Origin of the sequence: Binatus sp. (SeqCode) (genome assembly GCF_050013435.1) — a bacterium.
Lineage (GTDB): Bacteria > Desulfobacterota > Binatia > Binatales > Binataceae > Binatus.
Map to the genome: position 1 here is coordinate 1 of NZ_JBEKFG010000081.1, position 15,112 is coordinate 15,112.

General features: G+C 60.8%; 16 protein-coding genes. 6 read left to right on the forward strand and 10 right to left on the reverse strand.

The annotated features are described in order from the left end of the window. Nucleotides 1–500 precede the first annotated feature (500 nt). The 3 genes from ABSB13_RS14330 to ABSB13_RS14340 all read left to right on the forward strand — a co-directional run bounded on the left by ABSB13_RS14330 (nt 501) and on the right by ABSB13_RS14340 (nt 2,512). Nucleotides 501–638 (forward strand): hypothetical protein, encoded by a 138-nt coding sequence (locus ABSB13_RS14330; RefSeq protein WP_428109733.1) that lies wholly within the window; start codon nt 501–503, stop codon nt 636–638. 110 nt (nt 639–748) lie between these two features. Continuing rightward, complete coding sequence (gene efp, locus ABSB13_RS14335) at nt 749–1,312, forward strand: elongation factor P (protein WP_428109735.1); 564 nt, start codon at nt 749–751, stop codon at nt 1,310–1,312. An 18-nt stretch (nt 1,313–1,330) separates the two neighbouring features. After that, entirely contained in the window at nt 1,331–2,512 is a 1,182-nt protein-coding gene (locus ABSB13_RS14340; protein ID WP_428109737.1) for a THUMP domain-containing class I SAM-dependent methyltransferase, read from the forward strand. 5 nt (nt 2,513–2,517) lie between these two features. On the opposite strand, the gene ABSB13_RS14345 is transcribed toward ABSB13_RS14340, so the two are convergent. Continuing rightward, on the reverse strand, nt 2,518–3,846 hold the full coding sequence (locus ABSB13_RS14345) for a TolB family protein (RefSeq protein ID WP_428109739.1): 1,329 nt from the start codon (nt 3,844–3,846) through the stop codon (nt 2,518–2,520). Between the two features lie 149 nt (nt 3,847–3,995). Between ABSB13_RS14345 and ABSB13_RS14350 the strand changes: the two genes are divergently transcribed. From ABSB13_RS14350 to ABSB13_RS14360, 3 genes are all read left to right on the forward strand, one after another. Then, a complete protein-coding gene (locus tag ABSB13_RS14350; RefSeq protein WP_428109742.1) occupies nt 3,996–4,448 on the forward strand; it encodes a hypothetical protein in 453 nt (150 codons plus the stop codon). 201 nt (nt 4,449–4,649) lie between these two features. Beyond that, nucleotides 4,650–5,261, forward strand: a complete 612-nt coding sequence (locus ABSB13_RS14355; protein WP_428109744.1) for a QcrA and Rieske domain-containing protein — start codon at nt 4,650–4,652, stop codon at nt 5,259–5,261. A gap of 90 nt (nt 5,262–5,351) precedes the next feature. After that, nucleotides 5,352–6,155 carry an alpha/beta fold hydrolase gene (locus ABSB13_RS14360; RefSeq protein WP_428109746.1) on the forward strand — a complete coding sequence of 268 codons (804 nt, stop codon included), beginning with the start codon at nt 5,352–5,354 and terminating at the stop codon, nt 6,153–6,155. A 67-nt stretch (nt 6,156–6,222) separates the two neighbouring features. On the opposite strand, the gene ABSB13_RS14365 is transcribed toward ABSB13_RS14360, so the two are convergent. The 9 genes from ABSB13_RS14365 to ABSB13_RS14405 form a co-directional block, all read right to left on the reverse strand. After that, nucleotides 6,223–6,564: a hypothetical protein gene (locus ABSB13_RS14365; protein ID WP_428109749.1), complete on the reverse strand. Its 342-nt coding sequence runs from the start codon at nt 6,562–6,564 to the stop codon at nt 6,223–6,225. A 97-nt stretch (nt 6,565–6,661) separates the two neighbouring features. Beyond that, a complete protein-coding gene (locus ABSB13_RS14370) occupies nt 6,662–7,888 on the reverse strand; it encodes a thiolase family protein (RefSeq protein ID WP_428109751.1) in 1,227 nt (408 codons plus the stop codon). A 107-nt stretch (nt 7,889–7,995) separates the two neighbouring features. Further along, nucleotides 7,996–9,261, reverse strand: coding sequence for an acyl-CoA dehydrogenase family protein (locus ABSB13_RS14375; protein WP_428109753.1), 1,266 nt, complete (start codon nt 9,259–9,261; stop codon nt 7,996–7,998). 89 nt (nt 9,262–9,350) lie between these two features. After that, the gene (locus ABSB13_RS14380; protein ID WP_428109756.1) at nt 9,351–9,602 is read right to left on the reverse strand and encodes a hypothetical protein; all 252 of its coding nucleotides are present in this window, start codon (nt 9,600–9,602) and stop codon (nt 9,351–9,353) included. Nucleotides 9,603–9,767: 165 nt separating this feature from the next. After that, nucleotides 9,768–10,034, reverse strand: coding sequence for a CPBP family glutamic-type intramembrane protease (locus ABSB13_RS14385; RefSeq protein WP_428109758.1), 267 nt, complete (start codon nt 10,032–10,034; stop codon nt 9,768–9,770). A gap of 606 nt (nt 10,035–10,640) precedes the next feature. Then, nucleotides 10,641–11,489: a hypothetical protein gene (locus tag ABSB13_RS14390; protein WP_428109761.1), complete on the reverse strand. Its 849-nt coding sequence runs from the start codon at nt 11,487–11,489 to the stop codon at nt 10,641–10,643. Nucleotides 11,490–11,493: 4 nt separating this feature from the next. Then, nucleotides 11,494–12,024, reverse strand: coding sequence for an FHA domain-containing protein (locus tag ABSB13_RS14395; RefSeq protein ID WP_428109763.1), 531 nt, complete (start codon nt 12,022–12,024; stop codon nt 11,494–11,496). A gap of 159 nt (nt 12,025–12,183) precedes the next feature. Further along, complete coding sequence (locus ABSB13_RS14400; protein WP_428109766.1) at nt 12,184–13,161, reverse strand: hypothetical protein; 978 nt, start codon at nt 13,159–13,161, stop codon at nt 12,184–12,186. A gap of 763 nt (nt 13,162–13,924) precedes the next feature. Continuing rightward, nucleotides 13,925–14,677 (reverse strand): CPBP family glutamic-type intramembrane protease, encoded by a 753-nt coding sequence (locus ABSB13_RS14405; protein ID WP_428109768.1) that lies wholly within the window; start codon nt 14,675–14,677, stop codon nt 13,925–13,927. Nucleotides 14,678–15,112 lie beyond the last annotated feature (435 nt).

Genomic DNA, 15,112 nt, shown 5'->3' on the forward strand with positions numbered 1-15,112 from the left:
TTATGCTCTCCGCCAAACTAATTTGCCCCATCATCCGATGACTCATCTGCCGCTCCTCCTCCGCATCCCTCACACCTGTTTCATAAGAGACGCACGAGTTATGCAAAGGCTTCCTGTCAGGGAGAGGCTAGGAAGGATCCGGGATTCTTCGCTTCGCTCTAGAATGACACAAAGAAGAAAAAGATCCGGAGTCCCTCGGCTGCGCTCGGGATGACACAAAAAACGCTAGGCGCGGGCATCGAACCAGAACTATCAACAGCGTCTCCTCCCCTCACCTGTTCTAACAGGCCGTCAGGCCGCATTGGGGTTGCCCCGAATGTGTGGACACTCGGGTTAGGCGGCCACCCCGGGCCGTGGCGACGGCAGCGCAGTATTAAGCCGTTGGCAGGGGCCGCGCCCGCCAACGGCGGGCGGCCTTAACACTGGGTGCAGGGGTCACCCCTGCTAGGTTTCGGAGGGTGGATTTGAATATAATCCGGGGTATCCGGAGGAGCGGAACTATGGGCGCATTTATCCTGGGTTTGATTGTCGGCGCCGGCGGCGCCCTGGTGCTCTTCATCTACGACGAGGGCGATATATTCCTGAAGCTCTCACGCCAGATAAAGCAAACGGCAGAGCGCTACAAGCAATCGCCGTAGCCGCACGGGCCGAGCCGCGCGATCGAAAGTTGGCGCGAACTTGCCGCGCGCTGCGGGCTTGCGTAGAATTGCCCTCTTAACCTTCGTTCTTTATCGAGAGTGTCCACACAATGCTGATTCAAGCGACGCAACTGCGCCCGGGTATGATTGTCGAATACAACAAAGACCTGTACCGGATCATGACGATCACGCATATCACGCCGGGCAACTGGCGCGGGATGGTGCAGACCAAGCTGCGCAACGTGAAGACGGGGTCGCAAACCGAGAACCGGTTCCGCTCGGAAGATCGCGTCGAGCGGGTCATCCTGAACCAGAGCAAGATGCAGTTCCTCTACCAGGACGGCGACGATTTCCATTTCATGAACACCGAGAACTACGAGCAGATCACGATTCCCAAGGAGCTGATCGAGGACGTGGTGGGATTTCTGACGCCGAACCTCGAAGTCGAAGTCGAGTTCTATGAAACGACGCCGCTCAACGTCCGGCTGCCGAAAACGGTGGCGCTCAAGGTGGTGCAGACCGATCCGGGAGTGAAGACGGCGGCGGTGACCAACACGCTCAAGCCGGCGACGCTGGAGACCGGAAGGACGATCCAGGTGCCGCATTTCGTCGTCGAGGGCGACACGATCACGATCAACACCGAAACCGGCGAGTACCTGTCACGCTCGAAGTAGGGCGTACGCGAGCCGAAGTTGATTAGCGCGCGCCAGACGGAACGACATGCCGGGCGCAATCGCAAGGCTGCGCGCGATCGCAAGGCTGCGCCCGAGCGCGCGCAGCCGCATCCGATACGCTTCGGGCCGAACCTCTACATCGCGCATACGCAGCCGGGATTCGAGGGGATCGCGGCTTTGGAAATAGCCGGACGAATCCGGGGCGCCCGCGAGATCGCGCGGCGGGTGGTGCCGGATCGCGCCGGGATGACGATTTTTTTCGCGCCGGCGGCAGCGAAACTGGGCGTTCTTCGGACGGCTGAGGACCTGTTCGGGCTGGCCGGCTACCGGGCCGGGATTGGGCCGGAGAGCGCGGCGCTGGACAAAATTCGCGCCGCGGCGCGCGAAGCGCCGCTGGTCGAGGCTGCGCTGGCGGCGCGGGTCAAGGTCTCGCCGGGGACGCGCGCGGGCCGCAGGCTCAAGTTCCGCGTGATCGCCAGGATGGCGGGCGAGCACGAATTTCGGCGCGTCGATTTTCAGCGCGCGGTCGAGCGCGGGATCGTCGAGCGGGGCGATCACACCTGGCGACTGGAAGAAGAGGACGCGGACGTCGAGTTCTGGGCGACCATGATCGACGCGGAGTTTTTCCTGACCGTGAGGCTCAGCGACGACCGCATGCGGCATCGCGAGTACAAGGCGGCGAATCGCCCCGCCTCGTTGCGCGCGTCGAGTGCGGCGGCGCTGGGATGGCTGTCGGAGCCGCGCGAGGACGACGTCGTGCTCGATCCGTTTTGCGGCGCGGGAACGATTCTGATCGAGCGGGCGCATCTGGGGCGCTACGCGATGCTGCTGGGCAGCGATCTCGATCACGGGGCGATCGCGGCGGCGCGGATCAATGTCGGCGCACGTTACAAGCCAATCCAGCTCGAGAACTGGGACGCGGGCGCGATCCCGCTCGGCGACGCGAGCGTAAATAAAATCGTCACCAACCTGCCGTGGGGATTGCGCTACGGATCGCACGGCGAGAATCGCAAACTCTATCCGCTGTGGTTCAAGGAGTTCACGCGCGTGCTCAAGAGCGGCGGCGTGATGGTGATGCTGACGGCGGAGTGGCGGCTGATGCGCGAGCTCGAGCGTATCCGCAAGCTCGCACCGAGCAAGATTTTCCGCGTGTCGGTGCTGGGCCGGCCGGCGGCAATCTACGTGTGCCGCAAGGAATAGACGCGCTACCTGGCCGGGGAAAAGAAGGCGAGCACCGCGTTTGAGATCGCGTGGGGCTCGCTGCCGTCGATGGGCACAATATACGCGCTCGGCGGCGGCGCAATTCCCAGCGCCTGCCCCGGCGATCCCGCCAATCGCACGCCCGCATAAATAAACGACGATGAATCGGGCGACCAGATGCTGTGCGATACGGCGAGTTGGTCGAAGTAGTTGTAGGCGATCGATTCCTCTTGCGTTGCGAGAAAGTTGCCGAGCACTTTTTCCGCGCCGGTCTTGATGTCGATGACCGACCAGGTGCAGTAGGGTTTGTCTTCGGGGACGCCGATGTAGGCGAGATGGCGCGAGTCGGGCGCGAAGAAAAATGCGGCGACGTCGTTGTGGGTCAGCCATTTCGAATTCGCGCTGGCGACGTCAACCAGCTTGATGCCGTGATAGGTGGGATCGCGCGGCGTGAGCGCCGTCGAGTAGGCCAGATGCGCCGAGTCGGGCGCCCACACGAAACTGTTCTCGCCAACCGGCAAACTCACGACGGAGCGCGGATGGCTGGCGTCGGCGTCGGCCACCACGATGTTCGATTCGGCGTGGTAGTTCGCGATGTAGGCGAGATGCTTGCCGTCAGGCGACCAGGCGGGAGTCTTGAACGGCGTGCGTCCGCGCGAGAGCACCTTGACGATGCTCTGGCTGGTGGGCGTCAGGCTCATCAGCGAAACCTGTTCGGTGCGATCCGAGTCGAGGGCGAGCGTATGCAACGCAACCTCGCCGGGCTGCGCGCTCCAATCGAAGTACAGAGGCATCCCGGTGGCGACGATTCTGACCGGCCTCGATTCCTTGACCTCGGCCAGCATCAGGCTGAGTCCGCGCGGCTCAGCGAGCAGGAATGAAAGATGCTGTGCGTCGGGCAGCCAGTCCAGGTACACGATGCGCTCGGTGCGGCTTTCAAAGATTTGCGCCGGCTGGCTGCGCGCGAGATCGGAAACCCATACCGCGAACGAGTTTTCAGCGTCCTTGTGAGTCTCGGACGAATACGCCAGGCGCTTGCCGTCGGGCGAGAACGTCGGCAATCCGTACACGGTAGCGCCGGCGTGGCCCGCGTCGGGAGCCGAGTCGGCGACCGGCACGATCGCGTCGTCGCGCCGGACGTTAATCGCGGCTGCCTTGCACGTGATGCATTTTGGCTCGGAACATTTGGTATCGCAGTAGTAGATGTTGGAATCGGTGCCTACGAAAGTGATCGCACCCGGCGGCGGCGCGCCATGGGCAATCGTCGCGAGGGCGAATTGAAACAGGACGGCCGCGGTCGCGGGATTTCGCAGGCATGCACGAACGGAGCGCATCACTGATGTCCTCATCGCGTTTAGAATTGCGCCGGCAGGGGCGCCAAGGCAAGAACGATCCAGCGCGGGAATCCACCCGCAGCCGGGCGCGGCGGCCAGCGATCGCGAAGTGTTGACACGACGGCGGCCAATCGCGCAAAGTTGACCACATGCGCCGAATTGCAATTATTTTCTGCGCCGCGCTTTGGATCGCGCTGCCCACAATTTCGCACGCGCAATACAACGACACCGACCTACAGAATCCCAAGGAATATCACGACGAGGATTCGCAGCCGCTCGCGCTGTTCGCCGACGTGGTCTATCCCATTGGGTTCGCGCTCGAATGGGTCGTGGCGCGTCCGATGCATTACATCGCCAACGACAGTCCGGTAGCGCCGGTTTTCCGGCCGGTGGGCGGCAATGACAGCGCGCCACCGCCGAGGGTTCCCATTATTCCGGACAACACGATGGAGTCGGCGTCGGCGTCCACGGCACCGCAGGATTGGTCTCCAACCAGGTCGCCGGTCACGACGAATGCAACCGTGATCAGGCAGGCGGCACCGTCATTCGCGGCGCCCTCGAGCGCGGCGCCACCTTCGAGCAGTCAGCCGGTCCTGCACTGAATTTTCGCGTTTTGCTGTGAAACATCGTCATTGGCGCAATCCTGCGAAGCGCTCGTGGTTATCGCCGTCCTTGAACGTTGCGTATCTTTGGTAAGTAGAATTTTTGCCAAGAAGTAGAATTTTTGCTAATCGGATCCGTCCAATCCGGTGTGGCTGAGTTAACAACAGGGTTGTTACAAGCTGGGAGGTAGCGTCACTTAGATGGCGGTCGCAATCAAAGAGAAGGCTCCGACGGATCCTGCCGAACTCAAGAAGTGGCGTGAGGACGAGCAGGCGAAAGAACGGGCGAAGCGGGACAAGGAAAAGTCCGAGCCCGGCACATTGTGGAGTCGGCGCGATTTTCTGGGTGTCCTCGGATGGGCGGGGTTCGGTGCATTCTCGCTGATCGGCCTGCTCGCGGCGATTCGCTCGGCGTTTCCGCGCGTGCTGTTTCTGCCGCCATCGAAATTCAAGGCCGGCTTTCCGGACGATTACGTGGTTGGCGAGGTGAGCGAGAAGTTCAAGCAGGATTTCCGCACCTGGATCATCCGCACCAAGGCGGGTTTCTACGCGATCTTCGCCAAATGCACCCATCTGGGATGCACGCCGCGATGGTTGAAGACCGAGCAGAAGTTCAAATGTCCGTGCCACGGCTCGGGTTATTACATCAGCGGACTCAATTTCGAAGGGCCGGCGCCGCGCCCGATGGATCGATTCAAGATTTACGTAGGCGACGACGGACAGTTGGTGGTCGATAAGTCGATCGTGTATACGATGGAACCAGGCGTCGATCCGAATGAACAGTATCCCGATAGCATCTTGAAGCTCGTCTGATAGAGACTTGGGTTTGCGCGCGGCGGATGCAGCTAGGTAAAGAGCCGCATCCGCCTTTTTGAATTTTTCACGGGGAGTAAATTTTTCGCGATGCCAACAATCAAAGCCGGTAACATCAACCTCAACTACGAAACGTACGGCGACGGCGAGCCGTTGCTGCTGATCATGGGATTCGGGATGTCGGGCGCCGCGTGGATTCCGTCGTTGCCGTTCTTCAGCGGTTTCAAGTGCATCTATTTTGACAATCGCGGAACGGGACTCAGCGACAAGCCCGAGGAGACCTACACCGTCGAGGGCATGGCCGATGACGGCAGCAATCTGCTCCGGGCGCTCGGAATCCCGAAAGCAAAAGTGTTTGGAGTATCGATGGGCGGGATGATCGCGCAAGAGCTCACCCTCAGGCATCCCGAGCAGGTCGCCAAAGTCGTGCTTGGATGCACGATGGCGGGCGGGCCGACCACGAAGATGGCGGCGCCGGAGATCCTCGATAAGCTAATGACGGCTAGCAGGATCATGGCGACCGATCCGGAGAAGGGCTTCGACATCCTGCTGCCGGCAATCATGCCGATGGAATTCGCCGCCGAGCATCCCGAGATCAAAGCAATGCTAGTTGCGGGCGCGAAGATGATGCCCCCCACGCCGGCCGCGACCGCGGACCGCGCGCTGGCGGGAATATTGCAGTTCAACGCGTACGATCGGCTGCCGCAGATCAAGTGCCCGGTGCTGATCGTGCACGGCGACAAGGACGTGCTCGTGCTGCCGGAGAACGCCAACCTCATCAAGAGCAGAATCCCGCAGGCCGAGTTGTACATCATTCCAGGCGCGGGACACGCATTTCAGGTGGCGGATCCGATCGGGATTCACCAGAAAATCGTCACCTGGCTGAAGAACTGAGGCTGATCGATCAGATCGCAGTCAGGCTCGTTGCCCCCGCAATCGTGCACCACGATATCCGAGGCTCCTAAACCTGGATCAGCACACCATTGTGGATCAAAAAACTCAGCACATTGGCGCCCATGCGTTGTGACTCCTGGTCCGGGTTGTGTTCGCGAAACTCACGAACCTTTGCGGCGTAATGGGCGCGCCATTTTGCGCTGATTACCCGCTCGCCATCTGACTTCCGAACCCGAAAGCAGCGCCCGATGATCGCATCGGGATCCTCGCCCACGAATTCGCAGAATCGCGCGAGTGCTTGCAGCTTCTCGGGCTCTTCGGCAATCGGGTCGCCGCCCCATTGATCGCTTAGATCGCGCCGCCAGGTCCTGACTGACTCGTACCCTTCGATCGTCTGTTCGGTCATCATCTCTCTTCCGAAAAGTTATTCCTGCTCCACGGGCGCTTGGGATCGAAGGATCGGCCGCCGTCAACCAATCGACGCCTGGTACTCCATCGCGCCTCTGCTACCGCGAGAAAATGTGAACCGACATCGCCGCGGCATCGCGTCCCAGAAAGCCGCCACCGTTTTCGGTGAGTCCTACGCGCGCGCCATTGACCTGGCGCGCACCGCATCGGCCGCGCAGCTGATCGACGATTTCCACGATTTGCGCGATTCCGGTGGCGCCAATCGGATGGCCCTTCGAGAGCAGTCCGCCGCTGGGATTGACGACGTGGGCTCCGCCGAGATTCATGGCTCCGCTCGCTAGGAACTTGGGGCCCTCGCCCCGGGCGCAGATTCCGAGTTCCTCAACCGAGATGAGTTCCGCGGGCGCAGCGGCGTCGTGGACCTCGAGCACGTCGATGTCCGACGGCCCGACGCCGGCGACTTCGTAGGCGCGCTTGGCCACCCGCTCGAGCGCGGTGGGCTCGTCGGCTGCGCGATCGCGCCCTGAAAAGATTACCGATGAGCGAACCTCGACCGGCGTCGCGATACCCATCCGGCGCGCATACTTTTCCGACATGAGCACTGCCGCGGCCGAACCGTCTCCGATCGGCGAACACATCATTACGGTCAACGGCGCCGAGACTTCGCGCGAGGCCAGGACCTGCTCGCGCGTGACGCGATCGTTGAACTGCGCCTTGGGATTCAGCGCGCCAAAGGCGTGGCTCTTCACCGCGACATCGGCAAAGGTCTCCGCGGTCGCACCGCTTACCTTCATGTATTCGCGGGTGGAGGCCGCGTAGATATCCATGAAGAACGATTTCTTCTCGCCGCCACCCTCGATTTCCGGCTTCTTGTCGCCGGCGCTCATCCGAGCCTTGAGTTCGCGAATTTGATCCAAATCCACGGCGGTGCCGATCGCCCTGAAGGTGACGCTCTTATCGGGATGGGTCATCTTCTCCGCGCCAACGGCGAGCGTGACTTCGTAGAGTCCCGATTGAATCGCCATCCACGCGAGGTGGAATGCCGACGACGCGGACGCACACGCGTTTTCCACGTTGAACAGCGGGACGCCAAGGATGCCGGTGTTCCGCAGCGCGACTTGTCCGCGGATCATTTCCTGGCCGGTGATCAATCCGGCAATCGCATTCGAAAAGAAAACCGCCTCGATATCCTTCGGCCCGACGCCGGCGTCCTTGAGCGCATCGCCCACCGCTTCTTCGGCCAGCGAGCGGACGCCGCGATCCGAATACTTGCCGAAGCGCGTCATCCCGACGCCGGCTACTGTCACACGTTCCCGGTTTGGCATTTTCGATTCTCCTTGTCAGGCGCGGGCGATGTTGATTCCCGCTTTCTTTCGATCGATCGGTCCCCGAAGATGCGCCATGTTGATTGTTTTGCGATCCCGGCGCGGCGCTACTGCGTTATAGCAGGTGCCGTCACGCCGCTGCGACTGAGAATGTGGCGTGCACCCGCCAGGCTCAGGACATCGTTGGTGCCGTCCTCAATCAACGAGGCGCGTGCGTCGCGGAAGATTTTTTCGATTCCGTACTCCTTGCTGAGGCCATTGCCACCGAATACCTGGAGCGCGTCGCTCGCGACCTCGAACGATGTCTGTGTGCAGAACGTCTTGGCCGCGATCGCGTGCTCCAGCGACGGAGCCGTCGAGGTTTGGTTGTAGATCATCACGGCCCGTGACAGCGCCCGGCATACCTCAACCTTGGTGAACATCTCGAACAGATGCTTCTGGACGAGCTGATGCTCGCAGATCGGCTGTCCGCCCTGGACGCGCTGCCGGGAGTAGTCGAGCGCTTCTTCGAAAGCGGCGCGCGCGACGCCGGTGAACGCAGCCGCCATCGCAGAGTTGGCAAAGGTGAGAGTCCGCTGGACTTCGAGCTCGTAACCCTCGCTGCCGGTCAGCATCCACTTGCGCGGAATCCTCACATTGTCGAAATAAATTTCACCCTGATTGAGCGCGCGTTGGCCGAGCTTGTTGAGCGGCTTACCCTTGGTTACGCCGGGCAGGTTGAGCGGGACGAAAGCGATACCCCCGCCGGCCATGCCGGCCTTGGGCTCGGTCGTCAGATAGAGCGCCGCGTGGGTTGCGATTGTCCCGTTGGAGACCCATGCCGCCTTCTGTCCATTGATCACATATGAGTCGCCGTCGGCGCGCGCGACGACCTGACCAGTCACGCGGGGATTGTGGAACTCGGGCGTACCCGGCACCAGTTCATCGGAGCCGTGCTGAGGCTCAGTGATCGCCCAGCATCCGATGAGACTGCCGTCGCGATCGGCGATATAGGGCTTAACGAACTTTTCGAAAAGTTCCGGATTGCCGCTTGCGGCGGCTGCCGAAAACGGGAAACCCGTGGCCAGGAGGCTGATCGCCAGATCGCTCGAGCCCCAAGCCAGCTCCTCGATCAGCACATGCATTCCGAGCCCACGCAGTCCCATCCCGCCCAGTTCCGTGGGAAGGCCGGCGACGTGGTATCCCAACTGGTATGCCTGTTTGTAAACTTTTCTCAGCGGCGAATCGAGCGCGATCACGTCGCGCGGATCGCTCATCCGGTCCAGCGCCGCCGCAGCCGGGCGAAGCACCTCCTTGGCGAAGCGATGAACACTCTCCTTGATGGGCACGAGGTCTTTAGGGAATTCGACGTTTAGCTCGCGGTAGATGTCCATTCCTCGCTCCTCGACCCTTGTACCGAACGGGATAGGCTAGGCGTAGCATAGGTTGTGCCCGAAATGAACGATCGTTTAATGAAGAGTTTTCAATCGTCGGGATGTATCCAATCGCCGCAATGATTCTTTTCGGGACAACGCCAATGGCGCGGCGCGGCAATGCCGTTGCCCGGCGGGCCGCCCGTGCCTTGGCTGCTGGTCTGACCGGTCTCCGACGGCGAGCGCACAAGCTGAGCACTATAGAACTGGCCACCGCCGGTATAATAGTACGGTCCCGGATCGGTGAATTCCTTCTCCATCCCCTGATACTGGAACGGCCAATCGTTCGCCGTGCCGCTCACCGTCGGATTCCCTGATGGATCATAGGTGTACGTCGTCGCCGGCGGAGATCCGGTCGAGGCCGCATTCACCAGCGCAATGGTCGAGCCCGACGCATCGATCAACGGCACCCAAGTAGTCTGATTTCCACCCTCGCCTCCCACACCCACAAACTCGCCCGAAGACGGTCAAAGAAGAAAGATCACGACGAGATTACCAAACAGGTGAGTGAGCACTGCCGCTTCGATGCCGAAGCGCCAATACAAGAATCCCAACACCACCCCGCCCCACGTAGGCGGCGCCGCAAGAACCGTCAGAATGCTCGACCCCCGTCCGCGCACAAGCGCATGGACTGCACCGAAGATGTACGCCTGAATCAGGTTGGCTGCCCAGAATGCCGGGTCTCGCCAGATTCTGACGCCTGAGCGAGCCCCTGCCCTGTCCTCAACTGCCATGTGAGCAGGCAACTCCATCGCGCAGGCGCGACCCGCTAAGAGTGATATGCGCAGTGTATAAACCAAAGACGTAAGCAGCCCAAGCCTGTAGATTGCCTCCTCCGAAAGCGAAGTCCACAGGAGGAACGCGGTCACGAAAGGAAGGCGATCTAGCCCAAAGAAGAGGGTTCTTTGGCCAGCGCCGTACTTGGCACCGCGGAAATACTCACTTAGGCGAAGAGTCGTTAGGGAGACACCGAGATCAGCGGGCGTAGCAACTGCGGCGACCGCGAGGCAGGCGAGAACAGCCCGCCACACCGAGCGATGGCTCCGCGCGGCTCCGACTACTGCCAGAGGCTCCGCCCCGAGCCGGATTCTCAGCCAGCAACCAACGAAGGTCGGCACCGCCATCTGGGCAAATTGTGGCAGCAAGTCGCCCGCGACGTGGCCTACACCTCGCCCAAACAACCAGACGGCCGCGATAAGCCAAGCTCCGGCATACACCGCAGCCGGGTACCAGGCTGATGACGCGGCCGACATAGCAGCGGCAGATTCTGGCCGGATCCGGTCACTGCGCGTCTGCGCGAATGATTCCATTATCCCACTTTGGCAGCAGAGTAGAGCCGCTCAAAGAAGCGCCGATGCGAGCTCGCCTGGCGCCGGAGTAGGAGTCGGCGTCGCCGCGGGCCCCCCCCTCATGAGGAGAAAGAATTCAAACTCTTGTTCGGTCAGCTTTCCTTGTAGATACAACTCATATGCTTGATTGACCGTCGTTCCTTCAGCAGCTAATTTGAGCATGTCGTTGATTTCTTCATCGGAGAGCCCTGCGCCGGGTACCGGCGTGGGCCGGTACTGGGCCTCCAGTAGTAGCGGGGCCGTGCCACACGGCAGTGGGCCTACGCAGAATTCTGGCTTTGCCGCAGACACTTGGTCCGGAATCAGACCGTGCGGGAAACCCAAGATGACAGGATACAGCGGGTGGCGGTCGTGGAGCAACTGGCGCGGCGTCGGCGGCTCGCTGCCGCCGCCCCCGAACAGCTCGTCGAATAGTTCGAAGAGGCCGGTACCAACCGCCGCGATCCATCCCACGACGGGGATAACAACCTCGCCCGCGGTGAGCGCAGCGACTACCGAGCTGATTCCCCAATTCGCTCCAAGCGCCGCCAAACCTGCCCCTGCGGCTTCAGCCCCGTTTTGGAGATTACCGGCAATTTGCGAACCTGAGGTGGGAATGGGGTTGAACGCAGGCAGGAACGGATTCGAACCTCCTCCGCCACCACTACCGCCTCCCCCGCCACTGCCTCCCGGGCCACCCCCGGCGCCTTGGCTGCTGGTTTCACCGGTCTCCGACGGCGAGCGCATGATCTGAGCACTGTAGAACTGGCCGCCGCCGGTATAGTAGTACGGTCCCGGATCGGTGAATTCCTTCTCCATGCCTTGATACTGGAACGGCCAATCGTTCGCCGTCCCGCTCATCCCGTCATCGCGTTGTCCGCGTTGCAGGCGTTGGAGCCGACTGGCCGCCGGACTTGGTAGCTCTCCCGAACCAGCTGAGTAAATTAATTTGTGAAATCGCGAGCAGCAATATAAGAAGCAGGAAGATCGAAATCTCCAAGCCGAGGGCACGTATGCGGTCCAGGCGCGCGGTGCCCCTCGCATCAAGAAACACCAACCGCACGTCGCCAAACTGAACCTCGTCTCCGCTTCGTAGCTTTGCGGACTTCTTGACCCGCGCTCCATTGATCAAAGTGTTTGTGCCAGAACCGAGATCCACGATGACGAAGCGCCCGACGCCGAGCTGAATAATTCGCGCGTGGTGGGGTGCTATTGTGCTGTCAGCGATGGTAATGTCGTTGTCAGGACTGGTGCCGAGGGACGTGGCGTTATTCAGGAGTTCGTATTCATAGGGCGAAGCCACGCCAAGCCCGACCAAGCGCGGGAGCTTGACGTCCCGGATCTCAGGCTCTGGAAAGCGCCCGATGGGCCATGGCTTCTTGTTGATCAGCGGCACAGCAGCATCAAGCCTTTTCCTATTCTGCGGCTAAGCTCGATCGGAGCCACGCGCGCAATACCTCGTTAAGGCCCTGCGGAGCCTCGTGGGAGAGATTTCGCGGCCAAGATAGGCGACCGAGGACGTGATCAAACGTTTCATCGCCCACTCCGGGTATTTTCATTCTCCCTGGCAGGCAGCCATCGCCACATATCCGAGGACCCCAAGCGTGGCTCCTACGGCTCCTGCTGGAGCTGCCAATTGTGGCATCTCTGTGAGGCGCAAGCTAATACCGAGCAGCAGTCCCCCTGCCGCGCCCACCTTTCCGGCAAAGTAAGGAACATAAGGGTTGCACGGCGGCCGTGCTTCTGTGCAGACCGGGCCTTGGTTGGGGTTGAAAGGAGAAAGGCCCGAAAGGTCCGAGGATCCCATGTACTCAGGGCTCTCCAGCGGGCGCGCATTGGGGCGGGGCTGAGGGTCTCCGCAGAATTCTGCCTTGCCCTTGGACGCTTCGTCCGGGATCAGCCCGTCGGGGAAACCCAGTATCACGGGATACAGCGGGTGGCGTTTGTGGCGCAGCTGGCGCGGAATTTCAGGCGTGCTGCCGCCGCCAAAGAGATCCTCGAAAAATTTCACCAGAAAATCGATTGCGCCACCGATGATCGCCAGCGGCACCGCGAGGGGAATCGTCCACTCCGGACTGAAAAGGGCGAGCCCGAGCGCGTTGGCGCCTACATATATGTCCGTACCCACTTGAAGCGCCTGCTGTGAGTCATTCAGGACGCTCTGCCCCGATAACCCGCCAGTCGAAACCGACGGAGGGGCGATCGCCATCCCCGACGGCGAAAAACCTCCGCTGCCACCGCTGCCTTGGCTGCTGGTCTGGCCTACCTCCGACAACGAGCGCACTAACTGAGCACTGTAGAACTGGCCTCCGCCAGTGTAGTAGTACGGCCCCGGATCGGTGAATTCCTTCTCCATGCCTTGATACTGGAACGGCCAATCGTTCGCCGTGCCGCTCACCGTCGGATTCCCCGCCGGATCATAGGTGTACGTCGTCGCCGGCCCCGCGTCCACATTGGCCGCATTCACCAGTCCGACCGTTGAGCCCTCCCCATCGATCAGCGGCACCGAGGTCGTGGTTTGTCCCTGCGCCACCCGAGCCTTGGCTCACGCACGCACGCGCGGGTGCGGCGTCCGCTGGTCGTTCGGTACTCGGCGAACCTCCCGCCTCCTACGGCCTAGCGATGCGAACTGGTGCGTCGGAAGTTCGCCGGCGAGCGGTTTCACTCGACTAATCTCCAAAGCTCTCTCTGTTTGATGAAGCGGGATCATTCAGGATGGTAGCGGGACGGCCTATTTTTTTCTGAGGCGCGGATCGTCGGACGCAATGCATCTCGCTTGCTCGAAGACGTCAATAAAGGAGTCCCCGAAGCGCCGCAAAAAGTCTGGAGGAGGGTCTTGCAGCAGTCCGGCAGCTATGTTCAGGCGAAACTGCTCACAATCATCAGCTGAGTCGTACTTTTTGTAAACAGACCATTCCGAAAGAGGCGGGTACCCCTCGAATGAATTTGATCCGCTTGAATTCGGTGGAGGCACCATCAGATACCAACTCACGAGAGCGAGTGCGGCGGCCTTGCAAAGTTGGGAACTAGAATTAGACAAAAGCTATCTCTTCGGGATTCAGTTAATCTCATTCGCGGACTGGCAGCAATAATCTTCTATATCTCAACGTTATTGTTAGTTGCCATTTGATGTTCTTGCGCCAGCGAAAAATCGGTCGAAAGCGCTCGGGTGTGCGACTTGCGAATATGTGCAGAGGCAGAGAGCGTCTCCGACGACGAAAAGTGCTAAATCCTGCAGCCTATCCGTGCAGGATTTAGTCAGATCCATCTGCAACACTCTCTCTGCGTTGATGAAATCACAGTCCGAATCTTGAAAGCGCGGCGACGCCTTGCGTAGACAACGCCGGGCGGATGGCCGTCGGATAGACGTCGCTAATGAGGTGCGTGACCACGCAAGTCGGTAGACTCCTTCGGCCTACGTACAAGAGGACGAATACTAGCTGCGCCGGCGCAAGCACTAACGCACCGCGGAAACCCCAATACGGCACATGAGTCGAAACGCTTGCTATTAGCGAAAATATCGACGCCGTGGTGACACTCCCCGAAATCTTCTCGACTCGCTCAATTGCGAACGCGCGCCACATCTCCTCGTACACGCTATTGACCGTCGCCCCCACGAGGAGAAGGTATAACGGAAGCTCAAGGAAGTCCTGAGCGAGATTGGGCGCTGGCACTGTCGCCCTGAGCGCCTGAGAGTTCAAAAGGGCGCCTATGAAATCTTGCGACAGTTCCAACAAGAGGTAGGCCGCAACTGCCAAACCCAGATCCGAGGTGCGAAGGCTCTGCACGCCTATCGAGGCTAGCGGCTTCCCCTCCCAGAAGAGCACGGTAGAAAGTATTCCCAGCACGATGAGGATCTCGCGAAGAGTTGCCTGCACCATCCCAGCAGACGCCCACGACAGGCCGAGCTGGACTTGCGCTATCTCGTACGGCCATTCCCAATTCGGCGTGAAAGCCAATACCAGCGACAAAACGAGTACGACGATGGTCGGCACGGACGATGTTTGCGAGGGTTCGAACATCGGAGGTGCCGTAGAAGCGGATCGCATCTCGCTTATTCTCATACCTATCTACCGACTCCTATTGGCAACTCGCCGGCAGATACTGCGGCCCCAAATCGGGCTTCCAGCAGTTGCCATTGTCACAACCCCCCGGCCTCCATGGTACCAAAGACGGCGGGGGCGGTAACGGCTGACGGGGATAGTACCATCTTGGAGAAGGCCATGTTGGAATAGGCTCGGGAGTGGGCGACGGGCTCGGAGTCGGGCCGGGGGCTGGGGTTTGCTTCTGCAGCACGGGCGTTGAGGAGACCCCCGGGTCTGAGCACACCGTTGGCCCCGCGGACGCTTCGGTCGGAATCTCATCGTCGGGTAAACCCAAGATGACAGGATACAGCGGGTGGCGATGGTGTAGCAACTGGCGCGGCGTCGGAGGGTTGTCGCTTCCGCCACCGAACAGCTCGTCGAATAGTTCGAAGAGGCCGG

Coding starts and splice junctions, on each gene's coding strand:
- efp (WP_428109735.1), top strand. CDS start 749: ATGCTGATTCAAGCGACGCAACTGCGCCCGGGTATGATTGTCGAATAC.
- ABSB13_RS14350 (WP_428109742.1), top strand. CDS start 3,996: ATGCGCCGAATTGCAATTATTTTCTGCGCCGCGCTTTGGATCGCGCTG.
- ABSB13_RS14385 (WP_428109758.1), bottom strand. CDS start 10,034: ATGGCAGTTGAGGACAGGGCAGGGGCTCGCTCAGGCGTCAGAATCTGG.
- ABSB13_RS14345 (WP_428109739.1), bottom strand. CDS start 3,846: ATGCGCTCCGTTCGTGCATGCCTGCGAAATCCCGCGACCGCGGCCGTC.
- ABSB13_RS14355 (WP_428109744.1), top strand. CDS start 4,650: ATGGCGGTCGCAATCAAAGAGAAGGCTCCGACGGATCCTGCCGAACTC.
- ABSB13_RS14360 (WP_428109746.1), top strand. CDS start 5,352: ATGCCAACAATCAAAGCCGGTAACATCAACCTCAACTACGAAACGTAC.
- ABSB13_RS14405 (WP_428109768.1), bottom strand. CDS start 14,677: ATGCGATCCGCTTCTACGGCACCTCCGATGTTCGAACCCTCGCAAACA.
- ABSB13_RS14390 (WP_428109761.1), bottom strand. CDS start 11,489: ATGAGCGGGACGGCGAACGATTGGCCGTTCCAGTATCAAGGCATGGAG.
- ABSB13_RS14365 (WP_428109749.1), bottom strand. CDS start 6,564: ATGATGACCGAACAGACGATCGAAGGGTACGAGTCAGTCAGGACCTGG.
- ABSB13_RS14375 (WP_428109753.1), bottom strand. CDS start 9,261: ATGGACATCTACCGCGAGCTAAACGTCGAATTCCCTAAAGACCTCGTG.
- ABSB13_RS14370 (WP_428109751.1), bottom strand. CDS start 7,888: ATGCCAAACCGGGAACGTGTGACAGTAGCCGGCGTCGGGATGACGCGC.
- ABSB13_RS14330 (WP_428109733.1), top strand. CDS start 501: ATGGGCGCATTTATCCTGGGTTTGATTGTCGGCGCCGGCGGCGCCCTG.